The organism is Streptomyces sp. NPDC058246 (assembly GCF_042881985.1).
Taxonomy (GTDB): Bacteria; Actinomycetota; Actinomycetes; order Streptomycetales; family Streptomycetaceae; genus Streptomyces.
The window spans coordinates 1-24,561 of record NZ_JBHVWZ010000039.1 but is presented as its reverse complement, the minus strand read 5'-3'; the positions used below and the strand labels follow the sequence as shown (position 1 = coordinate 24,561).

The window sequence follows — 24,561 nt, the reverse complement described above, 5'->3', positions numbered from 1 at the left end:
CGCCCGCCCACGTCCAAGACCCATCGGCGACCAGCCGATAAACAGCGTCTATCGACGACGAGTGGAACCCACCTGACCTGGGCTCACTTGGCCTCCTCAGCCCCTTGATAGACGGTTGCTATCGGCCGTTCGCCAGTACGTATTGGACGCGCACCGCGGGCCACCGCAGGCTCGCAGAGGACTGCTTCATCGAATGCATCGAATGCATCGGATTCATCGGATTCATCGGGCTCGGCGCGAGGAGGTGGGGTCATGGCCGTTCCGGCCGCGGCATCCGTACGCGACGCGAACCGGTACCGGCCCCCGGCGGTCACCGGCCTCGTCGATCTCCTCGACCGGCAGGTGCGCGACCGCCCGCGTGCCCGTGCCCTCGTCGTCACCGGGGACCGGGTGCACCTGTCCTACCGGGCCCTGGCGGCCCTGGCGGACGACGTGGCCGCCCGGCTGGGCCGCACGGGCCTGCACCGGGGCGACGCGGTCGGCCTGATCTGCGCCAACACCGCGGAGTTCGTCGTCGCGCTGCTCGGAGCGGCGCGCGCCGGTCTGGTGGTCGCTCCGCTGGACCCCACCCTGCCCGGGTCCCAGCTGTCCGCCCGGCTCGAAGCGCTGGGCGCGCAGGCCGTGCTGCTCGGTCCGCCCGCGGCCGACGCCCCGCCGATCGCGCGGGTCCCTATCCCGACGTGGCCGCTGCGGGTGGACGCCTCGCGGGCCGGGACGGCGGCCGTCACACTGGACACCGGCGCGCGTACGGTGCGCCATGTCCGGGGCGCGGCCCACGAGTTGTCGGGCCAGGACGCCCTCGTCCTGTTCACCGCGGGCACCACCGACCGGGCCAAGATGGTGCCGCTGACCCACGCCAACGTGGCCGCCTCCGTACGGAACATCTGCGCCACCTACGAGTTGGGCCCCGGCGACGCGACGGTCGCGGTGATGCCGTTCTTCCACGGGCACGGACTGTTCGCGGCGCTCCTGGCCTCCCTGGCCAGCGGCGGATGCGTGCTGCTGCCCCAGCGGGGACGGTTCTCGGCGCGTACGTTCTGGGACGACATGCGAGCCGCGAACGCCACCTGGTTCACCGCGGTCCCGACCATCCATGAGATCCTCCTGGACCGGTCGGAGACGGATTACCCGGGCCCGCAGGTGCCGCCCCTGAAGTTCGTGCGCAGTTGCAGCGCCCCTCTCAACGCGGCCACCCAGCGGGCCCTGGAACGCACGTTCGGCGCGCCGCTGCTGTCCGCGTACGGGATGACGGAGTCCACGCACCAGGCGACCAGCGAGCCGCTGGCGCAGGGGGGAGCCCTGAAGCACGGGTCGGTCGGCCGGGCGACCGGAGTGGACCTGCGGATCGTGGACGGGAACGGGCGGACGTGTCCGGTCGGCGTCCAGGGCGAGGTGTGGGTGCACGGTGCCACGGTCGCCCGCGGCTATCTCGGCCGGCCGGCCGAGACGGCGCACACATTCGTCGACGGGTGGCTGCGCACCGGCGACCTGGGCTCCCTGGACCAGGACGGGTATCTGTCCCTCACCGGGCGCATCAAGAACCTCATCAACCGCGGCGGCGAGAAGATCTCTCCCGAGCATGTCGAGGACATCCTCGCCGGTTGTCCCGGAGTCGCCGAGGCGGCCGTGTTCGCCGTCCCCGACGCGACGTACGGGCAGCGCGTCGGTGCGGCCGTGGTCGTGCGCGAGGGCGAGAGCATCGGGTCGGAGGAGATCCTGCACTACTGCCGTGACCGGCTGGCCGCCTTCGAAGTGCCCGACCGGCTCGTCCTCGTCGCCGGTCTCCCGCACACCGCCAAGGGAGGCCTGGACCGGTTGGCGGTGGAAACCCGGTACGCGACCGAGGTGACCCACCGGCGCCCCTGAGCGCCGTACCCGACGTGACACCCCGGCGCCCCTCAGCGCCGTACCCCACGCGATACCTCGGCGCCCCTGAGCGCCGTCCCCGACGTGGACGCCTCGACGTCCCCGAGCGCCGAACCCGACATGACGCATGACGCATGGCTCCCCGAGCGCCGAACCCGACGTGACGCACGCCGTCCCCGAGCGCCGTACCCCCGACGTGCGGTCCCGGCATCTCCGAGCGCCATGCCCGACGTAGACGCCCCGGCATCCCTGAGCGCCGTCCCCGACGTGCCGTCCCCGCACCCCGGGTGCCCTGCGCAAGGGCTACGTGACGCGCCTCGGCGTCACGTCTCACCGCACGCGATGCTCGGTCGGCAGTGGCCGGCCGAAGAAGTCGTCCAGCGACAGGCCGGTCGCCGCGTTGACGAACGCCCGGGCGGCGACCGAACCGGGGGTGGCCGCGTGGATCGCCACCGAGACCTGGGCCCCGGCCTCCGGATCGACCAGCGGCAGCGCTCTCGTCCTGCCGACCACCGGCATCGCGCGCAACCACGTGTGCGGCACGATGCTCGCCCACTCGCCGCCACCCACATGCGCGTAGAGGGAGGCGATCGAGTCCGTCTCCACCTGCGGGGTCACCACGAACCCCTTCTCCGCGAAGACGCTGTCGATGATCTGGCGGATCCTCATGTCGGGCGTCAGCAGGGCCAGCGGCAACTGCGCCGCGTCCGCCCACGTCATCGTGGAGGCCTGGGACAGCAGCTGGTCGTCCGAGACCAGCAGCATGTACCGCTCCTGGTACAGGGGGACGACCTGCAGGCCCTCCTGGTCGCCCGGGTCGAAGTGGGCGATCGCCACGTCCAGTTCGAAGTCGCGGAGCTGGCGGTGCAGCTCCTTCGTCGAGAGCCGGGAGCGGACCTGCACCTTGGCCAGCGGGTGTGCCGCGCAGAACGCGGCCACGGGAAGCGCCAGGGTCGTCGACGCCGTGGGGTCCGTGCCGAGCCGCAGCGTCCCCGTGATGCCCGACTGTACGGCCGCCACCTCGGCCTTGAACGCGTCCTGCTCGGCGAGGATCCGCTTGGCCCACACGACGAGGCGTTCGCCCTCCGGGGTGAGGCCCTGGTAGTTGTGCCCTCGGTTGATCAGGGTGACGTTCAGCTCGCGCTCCAGCTTGGCGATCGCCGCCGAGAGCGCGGGCTGGGACACGTAACAGGATTCCGCCGCCCGGGCGAAGTGCCGCTCCCTGGCCACCGCCACGAAGTACTCCAGCTGCCGGAACAGCATGACCGACTCCTCTCTTCCTGGGGCCCGCGCCAGCGCTACGCACGGAAGAGCTGGATGCCAGGTGATCACCCGAAGCCTATCGAGCGTGGCAAGCGACACCCTTGTGCACAGCGGCGGGGCAGCGTCGTACGGCGGCGGGGCAGCACGTCGTACGGCGGCGGGGGCAGCGCCCTGGGCAGGCACGGCCCTAGGCAGGCACCGCCCCCTGGGTCCGCGTGGCCGCCGTGGCACCTCGTGCCAGGAGGTCGGTCGCGGCGTGGACCGCGCGCAGCGTGGGCGCCTCGGCGCCGGAGATGTCGGCCATCTCCACCACCGCGGTGACGATGGCGTCGAGTTCCAGCTGCTTGCCCGCTTCGAGGTCCTGGAGCATCGAGGTCTTGTGGTGGCCCACCCCTTCGGCGCCGCGCAGCCGCTTCTCGATCGAGATGTCCGGGGTGCTGCCGACCCTGGCCGCGATGTCGAGGGTCTCCTCCATGAGGTGGGTGACCAGCCGCCGGGTGGGCGGGTGCCGGCAGATGTCGACCATGGTCGCCCGGGTGAGGGCGCTGATCGGGTTGAACGCGACGTTGCCCATCAGCTTGATCCAGATGTCGTCGCGCAGGTTCGGCTCCACCGGACACTTCAGGCCGCCCGCGATCATGGCCTCGCTCAGGGCCGTGCACCGGTCGGAGACTCCGCCGGCCGGCTCGCCGATGGAGAACCGGGTGCCTTCCAGGTGCCGGATGACGCCGGGGGACTCGATGACCGTGGCGGGGTAGACCACACAGCCGACGGCCCGCTCAGGGGGCAGGACCTTACTGGTGGCACCGCCCGGGTCGACCGCCTCGATCTGCCGTCCCTCGTAGGGTCCTGGCAGCTTGTGGAAGTACCACCACGGAATCCCGTTCTGGCCGGCCACCACCGCGGTCCGCTCGCCGAGGAGCGGGGCGACCAGCGATCCGCTGGAGGGGTAGGCGTGCGCCTTCAGCCCGAGGAACACATAGTCCACGGCGCCGATCTCGGCCGGGTCGTCGGTCGCGTGGGGGCGGGCCACGAAGTCACCGCGCGGGCTGTTCACCCGGACGCCGTGCTCGCGTATGGCCCGCAGGTGTTCACCGCGGGCGACCAGGTGGACCTCCGCGCCGCCACGGTGCAGTGCCGCTCCGACATAGGCGCCGATCGCACCGGCTCCGAGGACTGCGATTTTCACGGTGGCTCCTCTCGAGGGACGTGATGAACGCTGACGTGATGAATACTGTATGCAGTATCCTCGCGAGAAGGGAACACCCTTGTCACGGCCTGGCCTGCTTCGAGCGAAAGGGGCAACCCCCGTGTTGATCGACACCTTTGGTCGGACCGCCACCGATCTGCGGGTCTCACTGACCGACCGGTGCAATCTGCGCTGCACGTACTGCATGCCGGAGGAAGGCCTGCGGTGGCTGGCCAAGCCCGAACTGCTCACCGACGACGAGATCGTGCGGATGGTCGCGATCGCCGTACGGGAGCTGGGCGTCACGGAGGTGCGCTTCACCGGCGGCGAGCCGCTGCTCCGCCCGGGGCTGGTGGGCATCGTCGAGCGGTGCGCCGCCCTCGACCCGCGCCCCCGGCTCTCCCTGACCACCAACGGCATCGGCCTGGCCCGCGTCGCGAAGGCGCTGCGCTCCGCGGGGCTCGACCGCGTCAACCTCTCCCTCGACACCCTGCGTCCCGAGGTCTTCCACACCCTCACCCGCCGCCACCGGCACCACGACGTCCTCGCCGGTCTGGCCGCGGCCCACGAGGCGGGCCTCACCCCCGTGAAGGTCAACGCGGTCCTGCTGCGCGGCGTCAACGACGACGAGGCCCCCGACCTGCTCGACTGGGCGCTGCGGCACGACTACGAGCTGCGCTTCATCGAGCAGATGCCGCTGGACGCCCAGCACGGCTGGCGGCGCGACGACATGGTCACCGCCGACGAGATCCTCCGACGGCTCTCCGCCCGCTTCGCCCTCAGCCCCGAGGCGGCCTCCGTGCGGGGCTCCGCGCCCGCCGAGCGCTGGCTCGTCGACGGCGGTCCCGCCCGGGTCGGGGTGATCGCCTCGGTCACCCGGCCGTTCTGCCGCGCCTGCGCCCGGACCCGGCTCACCGCCGACGGACAGGTCCGCACCTGTCTGTTCGCCCGCGAGGAGACCGACCTGCGCACGGCGTTGCGCTCGGGCGCGTCCGACCAGGACATCGCCGAGCGGTGGCGGGTCGCGATGTGGGGCAAGAAGGCCGGTTCCGGGCTCGACGACCCGGCCTTCCTGCAGCCCCCGCGCCCGATGTCCGCCATCGGTGGCTGACGGCCCGGGCCCGGACCCTCAACCGGGGCCCGGGCCGCCACCGCGGGTCAGCGCAGCAGCTTGACCGCGGCGACCACCAGGGGGTCGAGCCCGTCCGCTCCGGCGTCGACGAACTCGTACAGCCGAGTGCGCATGCGCGGATCCCAGAACCTGCCGATGTGTCCCGCGACCGCCTCGGCGGCCTGCTCCCCCGGCAGGTGTCCGAGGTTCGCGGCGATGTCGTTCGCCATCCGGCGTTCCGGTGGCACGGTGGCTGTCATCTCAGTCCACCACCGTGACCAGGTCGTCCACGACGCGTTCCGTGTCGTCGTGGGCGATCTCCGTGTCGTCGTGGGCGGTCTCCGTGTCCTCTTGCCGGCCCGGGCGCGCGAGAGCGACCTGTACGGCGGTCACCTTGTACTCCGGGCAGTTGGTCGCCCAGTCCGAGTTCTCGGTGGTGACGACGTTGGCGCCGGTGACCGGATGGTGGAACGTCGTGTAGACGACCCCGGTCGGCATCCGGTCGGAGATCTCCGCGCGCAGCGTGGTCCGACCGACCCGGCTGGCCAGCGTCACCATGTCGCCGTCGGTGATGCCGCGCACCTCGGCGTCGTGCGGGTGCAGTTCCAGGATGTCCTCGGGATGCCAGGCGACATTGGCCGTACGACGGGTCTGCGCGCCGACGTTGTACTGGCTGAGGATCCGGCCCGTGGTCAGCACCAGCGGGAAGCGCCGGGTGCTGCGCTCGTTCGTCGGCACGAAGGAGGTGACCACGAACTTGCCCTTGCCGCGGACGAATTCGTCCACGTGCATGACCGGGGTGCCCTCGGGAGCCGACTCGTTGCACGGCCACTGGACGCTGCCGAGCTTGTCCAGCACCTCGAAGGAGACGCCGGTGAAGGTGGGCGTGACCGAGGCGATCTCGTCCATGATCTGGCTCGGATGGTCGTACGCCATCGGGTAGCCCATGGCGGTCGCGATCTCGCTGACGATCTGCCACTCGTGCTTGCCCGTCTTCGGCTTCATCACCGCGCGCACCCGGTTGATCCGGCGTTCGGCGTTGGTGAACGTGCCGTCCTTCTCCAGGAAGGAGGCGCCGGGCAGGAAGACGTGCGCGAACTTGGCCGTCTCGTTGAGGAACAGGTCCTGGACGACGACCAGTTCCATCGCTTCGAGCGCGGCGGTGACGTGCTTGAGGTTGGGGTCGGACTGGGCGATGTCCTCACCGTGCACGAACAGGCCGCGGAAGGTTCCGTCGATCGCCGCGTCGAACATGTTCGGGATGCGCAGGCCGGGCTCGGCGAGGAGGGTGCCGCCCCAGAGGTTCTCGAACACCTTGCGCACCGCGTCGTCGGAGACGTGCCGGTAGCCGGGCAGCTCGTGCGGGAACGAGCCCATGTCGCAGGAACCCTGGACGTTGTTCTGGCCGCGCAGCGGGTTGACGCCGACGCCGTCGCGGCCGATGTTGCCGCAGGCCATCGCGAGGTTGGCCATCCCCATGACCATGGTCGAGCCCTGACTGTGCTCGGTGACACCGAGGCCGTAGTAGATGGCCCCGTTGGGTGCCTCGGCGTACAGCCGCGCGGCGGCCCGCAGGTCCTCGGCCGGTACGCCGGTGATCGGCTCGGCCGCCTCGGGGCTGTTCTCGGGGCGGGCGATGAACTCCGCCCACTCGTCGAAGCCCTCACACCGCTGGTCCACGAAGGACCGGTCGACCAGGCCCTCGGTGACCACCACGTGTGCCATGGCGTTGACCACGGCGACGTTCGTGCTCGGCCTGAGCTGGAGGTGGTGGGTGGCCTCGATGTGCGGCGAGCGCACCAGGTCGATGCGGCGCGGGTCGACCACGACGAGCTTGGCGCCCTCGCGCAGCCGGCGCTTCATCCGGGAGGCGAACACCGGGTGCCCGTCGGTGGGGTTGGCCCCGATCACCACGATCACGTCGGCCTGCGCGACCGAACGGAAGTCCTGGGTGCCGGCCGACTCGCCGAAGGTCTGCTTGAGTCCGTATCCCGTCGGAGAGTGGCAGACCCGGGCGCAGGTGTCGACGTTGTTGTTGCCGAAGGCCGCGCGCACCATCTTCTGGACGACGTAGACCTCTTCGTTCGTGCATCGCGAGGAGGTGATGGCGCCGACCGAGCTCGATCCGTAGCAGTCCTGGAGCTCGCGCATCCGCCGGGCGACCGTGCCGATCGCCTCGTCCCACTCGACCTCGCGCCAGGGATCGGTGATCTTCTCGCGGACCATGGGCTTGAGCACGCGGTCGGGGTGCGTGGCGTACCCGAAGGCGAAGCGGCCCTTCACACAGGAGTGGCCCTCGTTCGCTCCGCCGTCCTTGTACGGCACCATCCGCACGAGTTCGTCGCCGCGCAGCTCGGCCTTGAAGGAGCAGCCGACGCCGCAGTACGCGCAGGTGGTGACCACCGAGCGGGTCGGCATGCCGAGTTCGACGACCGACTTCTCCTGGAGCGTCGAGGTCGGGCAGGCCTGGACACAGGCGCCGCAGGAGACGCACTCGGAATCCATGAAGGTCTCGCCGGCGCCCGGCGAGACCTTGGACTCGAAGCCGCGCCCCTCGATGGTCAGCGCGAACGTGCCCTGCACTTCGCCACAGGCCCGCACGCAGCGGGAGCAGGCGATGCACTTGGAGGGGTCGAAGTCGAAGTACGGGTTGGACGTGTCCTTCTCGGCGTCGAGGTGGTTCTCGCCCTCGTAGCCGTACCGCACCTGCCGCAGCCCGACCACGCCGGCCATGTCCTGCAACTCGCAGTCGCCGTTGGCCGGGCAGGTGAGGCAGTCCAGCGGGTGGTCGGAGATGTAGAGCTCCATGACGCCCTGGCGGAGCTTCTCCACCTTCGGCGTCTGGGTGCTCACCCGCATCCCGTCGGCGCACGGCGTGGTGCAGGACGCCGGAGTGCCGCGCCGGCCGTCGATCTCCACCACGCACAGCCGGCAGGAGCCGAACGGCTCAAGACTGTCGGTGGCGCACAGCTTGGGTATGTCGACCCCGGCGAGCGCGGCGGCGCGCATCACCGAGGTGCCTTCAGGGACGGTTACCGGCAGCCCGTCCACTTCCACCGACACCGTGGCCTCGCCGGGCCTTTCCGGGGTGCCGAAGTCGGGCTCCTTGAGAAGTGTCATGCCGTGCCCTCCGTCCTCATGCCAGTCGTCTGTACGGGTTGGATCCCAAGGCTTCGGCGGCCGCCGAGGAAGTCGTCGGGAAAATGGGTGATGGCGCTGCGTACGGGCATCGGCGTCAGACCTCCCATCGCGCACAGCGAGCCGTCGGTCATCAGGTCGCAGAGGTCTTCGAGCAGGGCCAGGTTCTCGTCCCGGTGCTGACCGGCCACGATCTTGTCGATCACCTCGACGCCGCGCACCGAACCGACGCGGCAGGGTGTGCACTTGCCGCAGGACTCCTCGGCGCAGAACTCCATCGCGAAGCGCGCCTGCGCGGCCATGTCCACGGTGTCGTCGAAGACGACGATGCCGCCGTGCCCGACCATCGCTCCGGCCGCGGCGAACGCCTCGTAGTCCATCGGCAGGTCGAACATCGACGTGGGCAGATAGGCGCCGAGCGGGCCGCCGACCTGCACCGTGCGCACGGGACGCCCGGAGTAGGTGCCACCGCCGTAGTCCTCCACGAGTTCGCGCAGGGTGACGCCGAACGCGGTCTCCACGATGCCGCCGTGCGCGACGTTGCCGCCGAGCTGGAAGACCTGCGTGCCGCGCGACCGTTCGACGCCGAGGTCCTGGTACGCCTTCGCGCCGTCAGCGAGCACCACCGGCACGGTCGCCAGCGTGAGGACGTTGTTCACCACGGTCGGTTTGCCGAACAGGCCCTCGATCGCCGGGATCGGCGGCTTCGCGCGCACCGTGCCCCGCTTTCCCTCCAGGCTCTCCAGCATGGAGGTCTCCTCGCCGCAGATGTACGCGCCGGCGCCGACGCGGACGTGCAGGTCGAAGTCGAGCGAGGAGCCGAGGATGCCCTTGCCGAGCCAGCCGTGCTCGCGCGCGATCCCGATCGCCGCCCGCATCGTGGCGACCGCGTCGGGGTACTCCGAGCGGATGTATATGTAGCCCTCGCTCGCGCCGACCGCGTGCGCGGCGATCGTCATGCCCTCGATGAGCAGAAACGGGTCGCCCTCCATGACCATGCGGTCGGCGAAGGTCCCGCTGTCGCCCTCGTCGGCGTTGCAACAGACGAACTTCAGCTCGTCGGCGCAGTCGAGCACGGTCTTCCACTTGATGCCGGCCGGGAATCCCGCGCCGCCCCGGCCGCGGAGCCCGGACTCGGTGACCTCGGTGACCACATCCGCGGGGTCGCGCTCCAGCGCCGCGCGCAGCCCCACCAGTCCGCCGTGCGCCACGTAGTCGTCCGTGGACAGGGGGTCGGTCACGCCGACTCTGGCGAAGGTGACGCGCGTCTGGGCGGCCAGCCAGGGCAGTTCGTCCACGACGCCGAGCCGCAGCGGATGGTCCGCTCCGTCCAGCATGCCGGCGGCCAGGAGTTCCTCCACGTCCGAGGGGGCCACCGGCCCGTAGCCGACGCGGCCCCGCGGGGTCACCACCTCGACGAGCGGCTCCAGCCACAGCATGCCGCGCGAGCCGTTGCGTACGACGTCGATGGCGAAGTCGCCGCGGGCGGCGGCACCTTGCAGGGCGTCCACGACCTCGTCCGCGCCGACGGAGCGGGCCGCCGAGTCGCGGGGGACGTAGACCGTCGCCGCGGTGTGCGAAGAGTTGTTCATGATCAGACCGTCCCGTTGAGGATCGAGCCCAGCCGGGCCGGACCCACGCGTCCGTACAGCCGGCCGTTGGCCTCCACCGACGGCCCCAGAGCGCAGTTGCCGAGGCAGAAGACCTGCTCGACGGTGACCGCACCGTCCGGCGTGGTCTCGCCCAGGGCCAGTCCGGCCTCGCGGGCGTAGCCCACCAGGCTGTCGGCGCCGAGGGCCTGGCATGCCTCGGCACGGCAGATGCGTACGGTGGTGCGGCCCGCGGGCTCGCGACGGAAGTCGTGGTAGAAGGTCACCACTCCGTGGACGTCCGCGCGGGACAGGTTCAGCTCGTCGGCGAGCACCGGAATCGCCTCTTGGGGTACGTGGCCCAACTCGGCCTGAACCGCGTGGAGTACGGGCAGCAGCGCACCGCGCTCGCCCCGGTGACCGGCCACCACCCTCCGGACCACGTTCTCGACCGTCACGTCACTCCCGCTGGTCGTCATGATCGCTCCGCCTTCCGTCACGCGGGTCCCCGGCGATGGGTGCAGGAGACTTGGACAATACCCCATACAGGCTTCTGTATACAGAACTCAACCACAAAGAGCGTGTGCCGAATCCCCGGGCGCGGCGCACCGGAAGCCGGTACGGCGACCGGAACTCGCGGCCCACCACCGGACCTCCGGCCGCACAGAGCCTTCCGGCCTGGCGCGCGACCGGGCGGACCGTCGACAGAGCCTTCCGGCCCGGCGCGCGACCAGTCGGACCGTCGTGGGCCCGAGTTCGCCCCCGACCGTCGGCGGGCGTGACCCCCGTCGGCAGGCATGACCCACCCACCGGCCGGCGGTCACCCCGGACAGCGCGCGCCATCTTGCATACCAAAACCTGTATGCTGACGCTGGCCTCGGCAACCCTCTCGGCGGCCACCACTTGGCAAAGCCGTCGGCCCCAAGGGCGCGGGGGCGGAACGGGGCAACCATGCGTGAGGCTCTGACGGCCGCGGCATCCCGGCGCGTCACCCGCCCGGCACCCCTGCGCCAGGCCGTGTACGACGCCCTGACCGAACTGATCGTCAGCGGTTCCCTCAAGCCCGGCCAGCACCTGGTCGAGGCGGAACTCGCCGAACACCTCGGCGTCAGCCGCCAACCGGTCCGCGAAGCCCTGCAACGCCTGCAGACCGCCGGCTGGGTCGATCTCCGCCCCGCCCAGGGCGCCTTCGTCCACTCCCCCACCGAAGAAGAGGCCGCCCAGCTCCTCGGCGTCCGCTCGGTGCTGGAGACCTACTCGGCCCAGCTCGCCGCCCAGCACGCGAAGCCCGAGGACATCGAACGCCTCTGGGAGTTGCAGCAGGACGGCGTCGACGCCCTCGCGGCGGGCGACGTCGAGCGTCTGGTCGCGGCCAACACCGCACTGCACGCCTTCATCACCTCCGTGGCGGACAACGCCGTACTGGCCGAACTGATCTCGCAGGTGGGCCAGAAGGTGCGCTGGTACTACACCCCCATCGCCAAGCCCCGCGGCAAGGAAGCCTGGAACGAGCACGCTCAGCTCATCAAGGCCATCGCCAAGGGCGACGCGGACCGCGCCGGCGAGGTCATGCGCAAGCACACGGAGCGCACCACCGGCTTCTACGGCAAGCAGATCGCCGCCGGGGCGAACGAGGACTGACCGAACACGGCGCCCGCCGGGCCTGCTTCAACCCCACAGCGTGGGCCTGCTTCACCCCCACACGGTCCGCACCCCGCAGGGCCCGAGCCGGATTCAAGACGCTCAGGACGGCGCGAGCGAGTCGGCGGGGCGGCGACCGGCCCCGAGGGACACGTCCGCGACCGCTGGACGCCGGGCCTCGGCACCGGCGGCGGTCCGCAGTTCGAGCAGCCATGGCAGGACCGTGCGCAGCACGATGTCGAGCCCCCCGCCGTCCCCACCGAGCATCGCGCTGGCCGGCACCAGCACCGGATCGGCGAACACGGTGGAGGTCGCGCTGCCGTAGGGCCCTCCCCCGCCGGGCCGGGCCGGGACGAACAGGTCCGGAGCGTGCGCCGGAACGACCCAGAGCGTCAGGCCATCCGCCGTGGTGAGCGGCCGGGAGGACCAGACGTAACTGTCGGCCTCGCCCGCCGCGACCACCTGATGCTTACGGGCGCGCAGGGCGACCACGTCACCGGAGCGGGCGGCGGTGCAGCTGGACGCGAGGAGGTGAGACTCCGAACCTTGCTCGCCGGGGCCGTCCTCCGCCAGCGCGAGGCTGCTGAGATGACGTCCGGCGGCGATCTCGGCGCGCAGCCAGGGACTGCCGTACGACTCGATCACCGCGACCGCCGCGTAGTGGGACTGGAGTACGGCCGCGGTCGCCGGGCAGACACCGGCCGTCCGCGCCACCACCTCGACGGCTTCCGGCAGACCCCTTCCGCCCCCGCCGAATTCCGCGGAGACGGTGAGCCCCAGCAGCCCGGTGTGGCCGAGGGCCGTCACGGCACCCCGGGGGAACTTGCCCTGTCCGCCGGTCACTTCGGCGGAGGGCGCGATGACGCTGGTCAGAACTTCGGAGAGAGCGTTGCGGTACGACACGGGGTGACCCCCTCGGGAGCGGTTACTGGTCCGCTGTCAGGCGGTGCGGCCAGGCCGGGGCGATACCCCGGCCTCCAAGGCCGAGGCAGCACCTCGGCCTGATTGCATACAGTATTCTGCATCCCTCAAGGTCGCCAGAGGTTGTGCGGAGCCAATTTCCGTAACTTCGCCACGCGGACCCCACCCCGTGGCTATTGCATACTAAACTCAGTATCCCGAAGCCGATGGTTTGGCGTTCAGTAGTCGAACGAGGGAGAGGGCCCATGCCCGACACACCCACCGTGGTAGCCCGCGGCCCGATCATCCGGCCCGCCCCGCTGCGCGAGGCCGTCTATGACGCCTTGACCGAAATGATCATCAACGGCTCCCTCACACCCGGGCAGCACCTGGTCGAGGCCGAGCTCGCCGAGCACCTCGGCGTCAGCCGCCAGCCCATACGCGAGGCCCTCCAGCGGCTCCACACCACCGGCTGGGTGGATCTGCGCCCCGCGCAGGGGGCCTTCGTCCACTCCCCCACCGCGGAGGAGTGCGCCCAGCTGCTCAGCGTGCGGGCCGTCCTCGAGACCCACTCCGCGCGCGGCGCCGCGGAACACGCCACCCCGGCCGATGTCGCCCACCTGTGGGAACTCCAGCGCATCGGCCTCGCCGCCCTCGCGGCCGCCGACGCCCGCGCCATCGTCGAGGCCAACGCCGCCCTGCACGGCCACATCACGCACCTCTCGCGCAACGCGGTGCTCGCCGAACTCATCCCCCAGGTGGACCGACGCGTGCGCTGGTACTACATGCCCATCGCCAGACCCCGCGGCCAGGACGCCTGGAGCGAGCACGCCCGGCTCATCGAGGCCATCGCCGACGGCGAGCCCGACCGCGCCGAGGAGCTCATGCGCCGGCACACCCGGAACACCACCGACTTCTACTGCCGGCAGATCGCCGCGATGGCCGGCCAGAGCGCCTGACGACGGGGCGGAGGCGGGAGGCCCGGGACCACACAGGGGAGCCCAGGCCCTCAGGACCTCAGGTGAGCTCAGGACCGCGGGTCGATCTCCCGCAGCAGCCCCGTGGAGACGTCGAAGACGAAGCCCCGTACGTCGTCGGTGTGCGGCAGGAACGGCGAGGTCCGCACTCGCTGCATCGACTGCCGTACGTCCTGGTCGACGTCCGCGAAGGCCTCCACCGCCCACGCCGGACGCTGCCCGACCTCCATCTCCAGTTCGTGCCGGAAGTCCTCGGTCAGGCTCTGCAGACCGCACCCGGTGTGATGGATGAGTATCACGCTGCGGGTGCCCAGCGCGCGCTGGCTGATCGTCAGGGAGCGGATGGTGTCGTCGGTGACCACACCGCCCGCGTTGCGGACGGTGTGGCAGTCGCCCAGCTGCAGGCCGAGCGCGGCGTGCAGGTCGATGCGGGCGTCCATGCAGGCCACGACGGCCACCCGCAGGACCGGGCGGGCGCCCATGCCCGGGTCGACGAATCCGGCGGCGTAGGCGCGGTTGGCCTCCACGAGCCGGTCGATGACCCTCTCGGTGCCGGATGCGCTGCGGGTGGGCTGGGCGAAACGGGGTGCTGGTGTCGACATGCTGGGCTACCTCACTCCGGTCGGGTACGAACCGCGTTGCCGGCCTCGGACGTGCCTGGGATCCAGAAATGCATACAGTATGGAGTCGCCAGTATTCTGGATCTCAGTCGGCGTGTTGTCCAGGGGCCGCGCGGCTTTCCCCGGCCTCAGCCCGCGGCGACGGCAGGCTCCAGACGGACCACGACGCCCTTGGAGGTGGGCGTGTTGCTGATGTCGGCCACGCTGTCCAGGGGGACGAGGACATTGGTCTCCGGGTAGTAGGCCGCGGCGGATCCGGGAGTGGTCGGGTACGCGACCACTCGGAACTTCTCTGCCCGGCGTTCCACACCGTCACGCCACACGCTCACCAGGTCCACCTCGCTGCGGTCGGCGAGCCCGAGCGCCTCCAGGTCGACGGGGTTCACCAGCACCACGCGTCGGCCGTTGTGGATGCCCCGGTAGCGGTCGTTCATGGCGTACGGAATGGTGTTCCACTGATCGTGGGAGCGCAGGGTCTGGAGCAGCAGATGACCCGCGGGCGCGCGCAGCATCTCGAAGTCGTTGCGGGTGAAGACGGCCTTGCCGCTCGGAGTGGGGAACACGCCGTCGTTCACCGGGTTGGGCAGCCGGAAGCCGCCGGGCCGGTCCACTCGGGCGTTGAAGTCCCCGAAGCCCGGGACGACCCGGGAGATCCGGTCCCGGATCGTGCCGTAGTCCGCCTCGAACTTCTCCCAGGGGATGGCCGGACTGTCGCCCAGGGTCCGGCGGGCCAGCCGGGAGATGATCGCCACCTCGCTGAGCAGATGCGGGGAGGCCGGATCCAGCCGGCCACGGGAGGCGTGCACCTCGCTCATGGAGTCCTCGACGGTGATGAACTGTTCCCCGCCCGCCTGGATGTCCCGGTCGCTGCGGCCGAGCGTGGGCAGGATCAGCGCGGTCTCGCCGCAGACGGTGTGGGAGCGGTTGAGCTTGGTGGAGATGTGCGCGGTGAGCCGGCACCGCCGCATCGCCCGCTCGGTGACGTCGCTGTCGGGCGTGGCCCGTACGAAGTTGCCCGCGACGCCCACGAAGACCTTGGCGTCGCCGTCGCGCATGGCCCGGATGGCGTTGACCGAGTCCAGGCCGTGCTCGGCGGGCGGGGTGAAGGCGAACTCGCGCTCCAGGGCGTCCAGGAAACTCTGCGGCATCCGTTCCCAGATGCCCATGGTCCGGTCGCCCTGCACATTGCTGTGGCCGCGCACCGGGCAGACGCCCGCCCCGGGCCTGCCGATGTTGCCCCGCAGCATCAGGAAGTTGACGACCTCGCGGATGGTGGGGACGGCGTGCTTCTGCTGTGTGAGCCCCATCGCCCAGCAGACGATGATCCTCCCGCTGCGCAGCACCCGCTCGCCGACGGCCTCGATCTCTTCGCGGGTCAGCCCGGTGGCGTCGAGGATGTCGTCCCAGGAGGCCTTGCGGGCCAGCTCGGCGAAGTCGTCGAACCCCGTCGTGTGCGTCCGGATGAAGCCGTGGTCCAGGACCTCGCCGGGCCTGGCGTCCTCGGCCTCCAGCAACAGCAGGTTCAGCGCCTGGAAGAGCGCGAGGTCGCCGCCGGGGCGGATCTGCAGGAACTGGTCGGCGATGGCGGTGCCGCGGCCGACGATTCCCCGGGCCTTCTGCGGGTGCTTGAACCGCATCAGCCCGGCCTCGGGCAGCGGGTTCACGGCGACGATGTGGCCTCCGTTGCGCTTGGTCTCCTCCAGGGCGGAAAGCATCCGCGGGTGGTTGGTCCCGGGGTTCTGGCCCACCACGAAGATCAGGTCGGAGTGGTGGATGTCGTCCAGGCTGACGCTGCCCTTGCCGATGCCCAGCGTCTCCATCAGCGCGGAGCCGCTGGACTCGTGGCACATGTTGCTGCAGTCGGGCAGGTTGTTCGTGCCGAACGCCCGGGCGAAGAGCTGGAGGAGGAACGCGGCCTCGTTGTTGAGGCGGCCCGAGGTGTAGAAGAGGGCTTCGTCGGGCGAGTCGAGGCGGCGCAGTTCCTCGGCGAGCAGACCGAGCGCGTCGTCCCAGCCGATCGGCTCGTAGTGGTCCGCGCCGGGGCGCTTGACCATGGGTTCGGTCAGCCGGCCCTGCTGGTTGAGCCAGTAGTCGGACTTCTGGTCCAGCTCCGCTATCGAGTGCGTCCGGAAGAAGTCGGCGGTGACCCGGCGCGAGGTCGCCTCGTCGTTGATGTGCTTGGCGCCGTTCTCGCAGTACTCGTTCTTGGCGCGGTGCCCCGGCCCGGGTTCCGGCCAGGCACAGCCCGGGCAGTCGAAGCCCTTGGCCTGGTTGATGTTCAGCAGGGTCAGAGCGGTGCGGCGGACCGAGGTCTGGCCCAGCGAGTACTGCATCGCGTGCGTCACCGCGGGCAGTCCGGTCGCCCAGGTCTTGGGCGGGGTGACCTTCAGCCCGTCCTCTGTCGGGTCGCCCACCACCGGGTCCTTGCTGGTGCTCATGATCTGGCCTGTGCCTTTCTGTCACCGAACTCCCGCTCGGAGATCAGCTTCGGCCAGTCCGTCGGACATAGTCAAAGAGCGAACAACTTCCACGTGATAAACGGCGCCTATCAAACGTGCCCCCGGCACGGAAAACGTCCCGGGCACGCGGTCGACGCCGCGCCCGGGACGCAACGGGAGGGGTGCTGCCCGTCGCCGTCGGTCAGATCACACCCTGCGCCCTGAGCAGCGGCAGCTCGGTGTCGGAGAGGCCGAGTTCGCCGAGGTAGACCTCCTCGTTGTGCTCGCCCAGCAGCGGTGAGCGCTCCACCTTGACCGGGGAGTCGGACAGCTTCAGCGGGTTGCCGACCGTCACGTACGATCCGCGTTCCGGGTGCTCGACCTCGACCACGATCTCGTTGGCGATCAGCGACTCGTCCTCGATGATCTCCTTGGTGGAGAGGACCGGCCCGCACGGGATGTTGTGGGCGTTGAGCTCCTCCAGCACCCGCCACTTGGGAAGGGTGCTGGTCCACTCCTCGATCAGCTGGAACATCTTGGTGAGCTTGGGCAGGCGGGCCTCGGGGGTGGCCCACTCGGGGTCGTCGGCGAGTTCGGGCCGGCCGATGAGTTCGCTGATCGGCTGCCAGCCGACGGGCTGCACGATGACGTAGACGTAGTCGTTGGGTCCGCCCGGCGCGCACCTGACCGCCCAGCCGGGCTGTCCGCCACCGGAGGCGTTCCCGGACCGGGGAACCTCGTCGCCGAAGTCCTCGTTCGGGAACTCCGCGAGAGGACCGTGCGCGAGCCGCTGCTGATCGCGCAGCTTCACCCGGCAGAGGTTGAGCACGGCATGCTGCATCGCGACGTTCACGCGCTGTCCGCGGCCGGTGCGGGTGCGCTGGAGGAGGGCGGCGAGGATACCGGCGACGGCGTGCATACCGGTGCCGGAGTCGCCGATCTGGGCGCCGGTGGCGAGTGGCGGCCCGTCCTCGAAGCCGGTGGTCGCCATCGACCCGCCCATGGCCTGCGCGACCACCTCGTACGCCTTGAAGTTGGTGTACGGACCGTCCCCGAACCCCTTGATGGAGGCATAGACGATGCGAGGATTGATCTCCCGGATCCGGTCCCAGGTGAAGCCCATACGGTCGACCGCGCCCGGCCCGAAGTTCTCCACCATCACGTCCGAACGCCGGATCAGCTCGGTGAGGATCTCCTTGCCGCGCTCGGTCTTGGTGTTGAGGGTGACGCTCCGCTTGTTGCTGTTGAGCATCGTGAAGTAGAGGGAGTCGACGTCCGGGATGTCGCGCAGCTGCTTGCGCGTGATGTCACCCGTCGGCGCCTCCACCTTGACCACGTCCGCGCCGAGCCAGGCGAGGAGCTGCGTCGCCGAGGGGCCGGACTGCACATGCGTCATATCCAGGACGCGCACGCCCTCGAGAGCCTTCGTCATGATCGCCGCCTCACCTGTTGCATCGCCGTCACCGTACGTCAGATCCATACTGTAGATTGCATACCGTATGGAGTTGCTCTCATGGTTGCGGCAGACGCAGAGGATGTCCAGGGGGCGTCCACGAAGATTTCCGGTTGTCCGGGACCGACAGCATGTCGGCCCGATGGGGTGCGGGAGTGCGGGAAGGCGGACCGGCGATGGCCGGCCCCGCCGGGCGGGAAGAGCTCCGGTCGGCGCCGGTGGCCTCCGCCGCGCTCGGTGGGCTTCTGGACACGGCACGGTGCGCACCGAGGTGCGCACCAATCCGTCGCTATTTCCGGTAGCCGAGGATGGTCATCATGCCGGACTCGGAGTGGTACTGGTTGTGACAGTGGAGCATCCAAAGGCCCGGATTGTCGGCGTTGAAGTCGACGACGACCTTGCGGTGCGGCAGCACGACGGTGGTGTCCTTGCGGGCTCCGAGTCCGTCGATCCCCCGAAGGGCGAACGTGTGACCGTGCAGGTGGAGCGGATGCCACATGTCGGTGGCGTTGATCAGGGTCAGGCGGACCCGTTCGCCCTCTCGGACCGGGTGGCGCTCCTCGATGGAGTAGGGCCGGTGGTCGAAGCTCCAGTCGAACCTCTTCATGGTGCCGGTCAGTCGGAGGCGCATCTCGCGGTCGGGTGCACGGTGGCAGAGGGCCACGGACTCGTCGGGCACGAGCTCCCTGGCGGGCACCACCCGGCCTTCGAGCTCGCTCGGGCGCACGGAGGCCCGCGGGCGGGTCCCGCCGCCCGTGCGCAGGACGGCCAGGGCCTGCGCCTGCTTGCCCTCCGCGATCGCGACCAGCGGGAAGACCCCGTCCTTGGCGGTGATCAGCACGTCGTAGCGTTCGGCCATGCCGAGCAGGAGCGCGTCCGTCCGCGTGTGCTCGACCGGGTAGCCGTCCGTGTGCGTCACGGTCATCTCGTGGTCGCCCAGCGCCACCCGGAAGGCCGTGTCGCCCCCGGCGTTGATGATCCGCAGCCGGATGCGGTCTCCTGGGCGGGCCCGGAAGACCGAAGGAGCCTTCGGGAGGCGGCCGTTGATCAGATAGAAGGGGTAGTCGACGTTGCCGCCCTCGCTGTGCAGGATCCGGCTGCGGGAGCCGTGCAGAACACGGGAGGGGCCGCCGGCCCGGTCGTGACCGTCGTGGCCCGAACCGTCGTGGTCGGTGTCCTCGTCCACCTCCATGCCCATGTCCATGCCCTGGCCCGCGCCCATGTCCCGGTCCATGTCCACGCCCATCGGATCACCCTTGCCGTGGCGCAACTGCGCGAGCACGCGGTCCGGGGTGGAGCCCTCCACGCCGTCCACCCAGTCGTCCAGGACGACGACCCACTCCTTGTCGTACGACAACGGCTCCCGGGGGTCCTCGACGATCAGCGGGGCGTAGAGCCCGCGGTCGAGCTGCATGCCCGAGTGCGAATGCAGCCAGTACGTCCCCGGGTGCGTCACCGCGAAGCGGTAGGTGAAATCCGCGCCGGGTCTGATGGAGTGCTGGGTGAGGCCGGGCACCCCGTCCATGTCGCAGCGCATACGGACACCGTGCGAGTGCAGCGTCGTCGCCACGGGCAGGTGGTTGGCGAGCGTGAGATCGAGGATGTCGCCCGCGGTGATCCGGACCTCCCTGCCGGGCAGCGAGTCGCCGTACGCCCATGACCTGACGGTCCGTCCGCCCAGGTCGAGGGGGGTCTCGATGGCCGTGAGCATGAACCTGCGCAGGGGCCCGGGCCCGCGTTCCTTCTCTGCGGCGACGACCTCGGGGCCGGACGGGTTCACGTATCCCTTGGGTCCCTTCGGGACGAAGCCCCCGCCGCCGTGGCCCTCACCCCCGGGGCCCGAGTGAGGGACGGGCCCCGGGCGGGCGGCGGTCCGCGAGTGGGACGTGGGCCCGGAATGCGCGTCGGTCCCCGAGGGGGAGCCGGTCCCGGGGTGGGTGTCGGACCCGGAACAGGCAGCCAGGACTCCCGAGCCGGCAGCCACGATCGAGGCACCGAGGAAGGTGCGCCGCGTATGTGTATGCATGACCGAATAACACACGTTTTGTCCTGATATATGCGAGAACTGCGGCGGCGCGTCTCGTGAATCGCGTGTCAACGCTCAAGGTGGCGCAGGTCCCGCCCGATACGGCTGCCGTCAAAACCCGGTGGGACGCGGCTGAATGAGGGACCGTCCGCGCGTCGCCCACACGGTTCCGGTCTCGACGTGCGCACCACCGCAGACCCGGGCCGCGGCCAACGCCCTGCCGCCTACTGCCCGCTACCCGCAGTCTCCGGTGGCCTGCGGCGACTTCGCGTGATTCGTCACGGCGGCAAGCCGATCGTGGCCGCGCAGTTGGCGGCGTGCGGCCGGGCGACCGGCCGGGGTGCTGGGACGTTCAGGCCTGCCGGGTCGGCAGCACGATCGCCTGACGCAGGTTCACATGGCGGGCGCGGCTGGTCGTGTAGGCGATCAGGTCCGCGATGTCGTCCGCCGTCAGACCGGTCAGCGCCTCGAACATGCCGTCCAGCAGGCCGGCCAGTTCCACGTTGTCGATATGGCCGCCCAACTCCGTGTCCGTGAGGCCCGGCTCGATGTTGGTGACGCGGACGTCACGCGGGCCCAACTCCGTGCGCAGGGACTGCGAGAGGTACGTCAGCGCGGCCTTTGTCGCTCCGTACACCGCGTAGTTGGGGAACGCGATGTGCGCGCCGATCGAGGAGATGTTCACCAGGTCCGCGGTCCGGCCCGCCTGCGCCGCCGCGATCAGGTCCGGCGTCCACGCACGGATGACGCGCAGCGCGCCGGCCACGTTCGTGTCCAGCATGCGGCGCCACTCGTCGGCCCGGCCGTCGCTGATCGGGTTCGGCAGCATCACGCCCGCCGCGTTGACCACCAGGTCGACCTCGCCGTACGCGGCGCGCACCCGCGCCGCCGCCGCGTCCACCGAGGCCTGGTCGGTGACGTCGGCGGCAACCGCGAGGGCCTGACCGCCGGCCGCCTCGATCTCGGCCGCCAGCCCGGTCAGGCGCTCGGTCCGCCGGGCGAGCAGGGCCACCCGCACACCGTGCGAGGCGAGCAGCCGGGCGGTGGCCTCGCCCATGCCGCTGGCGGCTCCGGTGACGACAGCGGTGCGGCCGGCGAGGGTGTCGTACGACATGGTGACTCCTGGGTCGGTGGTGGTCCGGTGGTCGCCACCGGGCGTTTCCCGGCGACGGACACCACCCTGCGGCCGGCCGTCGGCCTTACCCAGGGCTGACGTTTTCCTGGGTCCGGCAGTACCAGGATCGGCTCCGCCCCGGCGCCTAGGATCCGGTGCATGGCCAACGACATATCCATGGACGGGGAACTCGGCGCCTTCCTGCGCTCCCGGCGCGCCCGCATCCAGCCCGAGGAGGTCGGACTGCCGGGGCACGGCAGGCGGCGGGTGCCGGGCCTGCGCCGTGAGGAGGTCGCCCAGCTCGCGGGCGTCAGCGTCGACTACTACATCCGCCTCGAACAGGGCCGCGGCCCCTCCGTCTCGGATGCCGTGCTCGACGCCATCGGGCGCGTGCTGCGCCTCGACGACACCGAGCAGGAGTATCTGCGTACGGTGGCCCGGCCCGCCGCCAACGCCCGCCGCAAGTCCGCCGCCGGGCCCGCGACCCAGAGGGTCCGCCCCGGCCTGCGTCTCCTTCTGGACACCATCGACAAGGCCCCCGCGTTCGTGCTCGGCCGCCGCATGGACGTGCTCGCGTGGAACGCCCTCGGTGACGCCGTCGTCGGGTTCTCGCGGATGCCGCCCAAGGAGCGGAACATGCCGCGCCACGTGTTCCTCTCCCCGAGGGCGCGCGAGCTCTACCCGGACTGGCCCGCGGTGGCCGCGGAGACGGTCGCGTACCTCCGCCTGGACGCCGGCAGCCATCCACGGGACAGGCAACTGGCCACACTGGTGGGCGAGTTGTCCCTGGGCAGCGAGGATTTCCGGAGACTGTGGGCGGACCACCAGGTCAAGGAGAAGACGTACGGGGCGAAACGCATGTCGCACCCCGTGGCGGGTGAACTCGTCATGCCGTACGAGACGTTGACGGTGTCCGGGGAGCGGGATCAGACGCTGGTGGTCTACACGCCCGAGCCGGGCTCCCCGACGGAGGAGCGCTTGCGGCTCCTGGCCGGCTGGGCGGCGGCCACCCCGGCGGTCTAGCGATCGACGGTCCGGCCGGACAGCACTGCGGTCGTCCGACCCAGCGGTGCTCGGTGGGGGGCCGCCGTGCGGGGACACGGCGCTCGGCGGACCGGCGCCCTCCGCGGGAGCTACCTCGTTCGGCCGAGCGGCGGCCCCGCGGAGCTACCTCGTTCGGCTGAGCGGCGGCCCCGCGGAGCCGGCTCGTCCGGCCTAGCGGCGGCCCGCAAAGGAGGCGACTCGTCCGTTCTCCCGCCGCGCCGTCGCGGCCGGGCCGGGTGGTACTGGAGTACTACCGGCCGCCCCTCATTCACGTCTCGGGTACCACGGATCCCGGCGCGCGGGCTCCTAACGTTGCAGGTGAGGAAGCCAAGCGGGTTCCGGCCCCCCGAACGTGAGGGAAGAGCGAACGATGATCGAGGCACATCAGCTGACGAAGCGGTACGGGGAGAAGACGGCGGTCGACCAGCTCGACTTCGTCGTCCAGCCCGGCACGGTCACCGGCTTCCTGGGCCCGAACGGCGCGGGCAAGTCCACCACCATGCGCATGATCGTCGGGCTCGACGCGCCGTCCAGCGGCAGCGTGACCGTCAACGGCAGGCACTATGCCCAGCACACCGCGCCGCTGCAGGAGGTCGGCGCGCTGCTGGAGGCCAAGTCGATCCACCCGGGACGGTCCGCGTTCGACCACCTGATGGCGCAGGCCCACACGCACGGCATCCCGCGCCGCCGGGTCGACGAGGTCATCGAGCTGACCGGACTGCAGTCCGTCGCCAAGAAGCGCGCGGGCGCCTTCTCCCTCGGCATGGGCCAGCGGCTGGGCATCGCCGCCGCGCTCCTCGGCGACCCGGCCACCATCATGCTCGACGAGCCGGTCAACGGTCTCGACCCCGAGGGCGTGCTGTGGATCCGCAACCTGCTGACCGGGCTCGCGGCGGACGGCCGTACCGTCTTCGTCTCCTCCCACCTGATGAGCGAGATGGCGCTGGTCGCCGACCACCTGATCATCGTCGGACGCGGACGGCTGCTGGCCGACACCACCGTGCAGGACCTGATCCGCACGGCCGGTGGCGACACGGTGACCGTGGCGTCCGACCAGCCCGCCCGCCTGCGCGAGGTCCTGGCCGGCCCCGGCGTCGAGATCACCGGTGCGGTCGGCGCCGAGGAACTGCAGGTGACCGGCCTGTCCGCGCGGGCCATCGGCCTCAAGGCCGCCGAGCACGGCATCCCGCTGTTCGAGCTCAGCTCCAAGGCCGTCTCCCTGGAGCAGGCGTTCATGGACCTGACCCGCGACGCCGTCGAGTACCACGCCACCGCCACCGTCGAGACCACCGGGAGGGCGGCATGAGCACCACCATGACCGTGACCGACAGCTCCACGCCCACCCCCGTGGAGAAGGCGCGTCCGCCGTACAAGGTCACCGGGCGCCGGGTCCTGCGCTCCGAGTGGGCCAAGCTGTGGTCCCTGCGCTCCACCTGGATCACCCTGGGCCTCGGCCTGCTGTTCCTGATCGCGTTCGGCGTGATCGCCGCCGCGCACTACAAGTCCCAGCTCAACTCCGGGCAGCCGCTGCGCCCGGACGACGCCGACGCCACGGCGCTCAGCCTCTCCGTGTTCGGCACGAACTTCGCGCAGCTGGCCCTCGGCGTCCTGGGCGTGCTGGTCACCGCCGGCGAGTACTCCACCGGCATGATCCGCTCCACGCTGGCCGCCGTCCCGCGCCGCCTGCCGGTCCTGTGGTCCAAGTCGGCGGTATTCGGCGTGGTCGCCCTGGTCGTCGCCACCCTCGGCGTCTTCGTCGCGTTCGTGATCACCAGCGGCATCGTCTCCGGCACGCCCGCGGCTCTCACGCTCTCCGACTCCGGTGTCGTACGCAGCCTGCTGGGCGCCGGTCTCTACCTCGGCCTGGTCGGCGTGATCGGCACCGCCCTGGGCGCGCTGCTCCGCTCGGTCGCCGGCGGCATCTCGGTCCTGGTCGCCTCGCTGATGCTGATCCCCGGGCTGATCTCGCTGCTGCCCACCTCGTGGCAGGACGACATCAGCCCGTACCTGCCCAGCACCGCGGGCGAGTCGATGTTCGCGCTGACCCACGACTCGACGACCCTGTCGCCCACCGCCGGGCTCCTGGTCTTCCTCGGCTGGACCGCGCTCGCGCTGGCGGGCGCCGCCTACCGCCTCGTACGCACGGACGCCTGAGGCCGTCGCCCGGCACGGCCGGCGCGGCACCCGACCGC

At 70.8% G+C, this 24,561-nt stretch carries 19 protein-coding genes; 7 read left to right on the top strand and 12 right to left on the bottom strand.

Annotation, left to right across the window (positions count from 1 at the left end; genetic code table 11):
- The first annotated feature begins 252 nt into the window (after window positions 1–252).
- Window positions 253–1,866 (top strand): FadD7 family fatty acid--CoA ligase, encoded by a 1,614-nt coding sequence (locus ACFVXA_RS35855; RefSeq protein ID WP_362033144.1) that lies wholly within the window; start codon window positions 253–255, stop codon window positions 1,864–1,866.
- Between the two features lie 330 nt (window positions 1,867–2,196).
- On the opposite strand, the gene ACFVXA_RS35850 is transcribed toward ACFVXA_RS35855, so the two are convergent.
- Window positions 2,197–3,129, bottom strand: coding sequence for a LysR family transcriptional regulator (locus tag ACFVXA_RS35850; protein ID WP_362033141.1), 933 nt, complete (start codon window positions 3,127–3,129; stop codon window positions 2,197–2,199).
- 187 nt (window positions 3,130–3,316) lie between these two features.
- The gene (locus ACFVXA_RS35845; RefSeq protein ID WP_362033138.1) at window positions 3,317–4,318 is read right to left on the bottom strand and encodes a 2-dehydropantoate 2-reductase; all 1,002 of its coding nucleotides are present in this window, start codon (window positions 4,316–4,318) and stop codon (window positions 3,317–3,319) included.
- A gap of 121 nt (window positions 4,319–4,439) precedes the next feature.
- On the opposite strand from ACFVXA_RS35845, the gene moaA reads away from it, so the two are divergent.
- Entirely contained in the window at window positions 4,440–5,429 is a 990-nt protein-coding gene (gene moaA, locus ACFVXA_RS35840) for a GTP 3',8-cyclase MoaA (protein ID WP_383745981.1), read from the top strand.
- A gap of 47 nt (window positions 5,430–5,476) precedes the next feature.
- On the opposite strand, the gene ACFVXA_RS35835 is transcribed toward moaA, so the two are convergent.
- Genes ACFVXA_RS35835 through ACFVXA_RS35820 form a run of 4 tightly spaced genes read right to left on the bottom strand, consistent with a single transcriptional unit; the run spans window position 5,477 to window position 10,635 of the window.
- The gene (locus ACFVXA_RS35835; RefSeq protein ID WP_362033133.1) at window positions 5,477–5,689 is read right to left on the bottom strand and encodes a formate dehydrogenase subunit delta; all 213 of its coding nucleotides are present in this window, start codon (window positions 5,687–5,689) and stop codon (window positions 5,477–5,479) included.
- A 1-nt stretch (window position 5,690) separates the two neighbouring features.
- Window positions 5,691–8,549, bottom strand: a complete 2,859-nt coding sequence (gene fdhF, locus ACFVXA_RS35830) for a formate dehydrogenase subunit alpha (protein WP_390028299.1) — start codon at window positions 8,547–8,549, stop codon at window positions 5,691–5,693.
- Entirely contained in the window at window positions 8,546–10,159 is a 1,614-nt protein-coding gene (locus ACFVXA_RS35825) for a formate dehydrogenase beta subunit (protein ID WP_390028298.1), read from the bottom strand. Before ACFVXA_RS35825 ends, fdhF begins: the two co-directional genes overlap by 4 nt.
- A gap of 2 nt (window positions 10,160–10,161) precedes the next feature.
- Window positions 10,162–10,635: an NAD(P)H-dependent oxidoreductase subunit E gene (locus ACFVXA_RS35820; protein WP_362033125.1), complete on the bottom strand. Its 474-nt coding sequence runs from the start codon at window positions 10,633–10,635 to the stop codon at window positions 10,162–10,164.
- Between the two features lie 472 nt (window positions 10,636–11,107).
- Here ACFVXA_RS35820 and ACFVXA_RS35815 point away from each other — a divergent pair, with 472 nt between their 5' ends.
- Window positions 11,108–11,797, top strand: a complete 690-nt coding sequence (locus tag ACFVXA_RS35815; protein WP_362033122.1) for a GntR family transcriptional regulator — start codon at window positions 11,108–11,110, stop codon at window positions 11,795–11,797.
- A 102-nt stretch (window positions 11,798–11,899) separates the two neighbouring features.
- Here ACFVXA_RS35815 and ACFVXA_RS35810 read toward each other — a convergent pair whose 3' ends face one another.
- Window positions 11,900–12,700 carry an acyl-CoA dehydrogenase family protein gene (locus ACFVXA_RS35810; RefSeq protein ID WP_383745978.1) on the bottom strand — a complete coding sequence of 267 codons (801 nt, stop codon included), beginning with the start codon at window positions 12,698–12,700 and terminating at the stop codon, window positions 11,900–11,902.
- A 263-nt stretch (window positions 12,701–12,963) separates the two neighbouring features.
- Between ACFVXA_RS35810 and ACFVXA_RS35805 the strand changes: the two genes are divergently transcribed.
- On the top strand, window positions 12,964–13,656 hold the full coding sequence (locus ACFVXA_RS35805; RefSeq protein WP_362033116.1) for a GntR family transcriptional regulator: 693 nt from the start codon (window positions 12,964–12,966) through the stop codon (window positions 13,654–13,656).
- A gap of 68 nt (window positions 13,657–13,724) precedes the next feature.
- Here the strand turns inward: ACFVXA_RS35805 and ACFVXA_RS35800 are convergent, their stop codons facing one another.
- From ACFVXA_RS35800 to ACFVXA_RS35780, 5 genes are all read right to left on the bottom strand, one after another.
- Window positions 13,725–14,276, bottom strand: coding sequence for a carbonic anhydrase (locus tag ACFVXA_RS35800; RefSeq protein ID WP_362033113.1), 552 nt, complete (start codon window positions 14,274–14,276; stop codon window positions 13,725–13,727).
- 146 nt (window positions 14,277–14,422) lie between these two features.
- Window positions 14,423–16,732 carry an FdhF/YdeP family oxidoreductase gene (locus ACFVXA_RS35795; RefSeq protein WP_362033110.1) on the bottom strand — a complete coding sequence of 770 codons (2,310 nt, stop codon included), beginning with the start codon at window positions 16,730–16,732 and terminating at the stop codon, window positions 14,423–14,425.
- 202 nt (window positions 16,733–16,934) lie between these two features.
- Window positions 16,935–18,164 (bottom strand): formyl-CoA transferase, encoded by a 1,230-nt coding sequence (frc, locus tag ACFVXA_RS35790; RefSeq protein ID WP_383745973.1) that lies wholly within the window; start codon window positions 18,162–18,164, stop codon window positions 16,935–16,937.
- A gap of 310 nt (window positions 18,165–18,474) precedes the next feature.
- Entirely contained in the window at window positions 18,475–20,211 is a 1,737-nt protein-coding gene (locus tag ACFVXA_RS35785) for a multicopper oxidase family protein (protein ID WP_362034270.1), read from the bottom strand.
- Between the two features lie 352 nt (window positions 20,212–20,563).
- Window positions 20,564–21,325: an SDR family oxidoreductase gene (locus ACFVXA_RS35780; RefSeq protein WP_383745971.1), complete on the bottom strand. Its 762-nt coding sequence runs from the start codon at window positions 21,323–21,325 to the stop codon at window positions 20,564–20,566.
- A gap of 177 nt (window positions 21,326–21,502) precedes the next feature.
- Between ACFVXA_RS35780 and ACFVXA_RS35775 the strand changes: the two genes are divergently transcribed.
- The 3 genes from ACFVXA_RS35775 (at window position 21,503) to ACFVXA_RS35765 (ending at window position 24,523) form a co-directional block, all read left to right on the top strand.
- Window positions 21,503–22,348: a helix-turn-helix transcriptional regulator gene (locus tag ACFVXA_RS35775; RefSeq protein WP_390028331.1), complete on the top strand. Its 846-nt coding sequence runs from the start codon at window positions 21,503–21,505 to the stop codon at window positions 22,346–22,348.
- A 391-nt stretch (window positions 22,349–22,739) separates the two neighbouring features.
- Window positions 22,740–23,675 (top strand): ATP-binding cassette domain-containing protein, encoded by a 936-nt coding sequence (locus tag ACFVXA_RS35770; protein WP_362034275.1) that lies wholly within the window; start codon window positions 22,740–22,742, stop codon window positions 23,673–23,675.
- Window positions 23,672–24,523, top strand: coding sequence for an ABC transporter permease (locus ACFVXA_RS35765; RefSeq protein WP_362034278.1), 852 nt, complete (start codon window positions 23,672–23,674; stop codon window positions 24,521–24,523). Before ACFVXA_RS35770 ends, ACFVXA_RS35765 begins: the two co-directional genes overlap by 4 nt.
- Window positions 24,524–24,561: the final 38 nt, after the last annotated feature.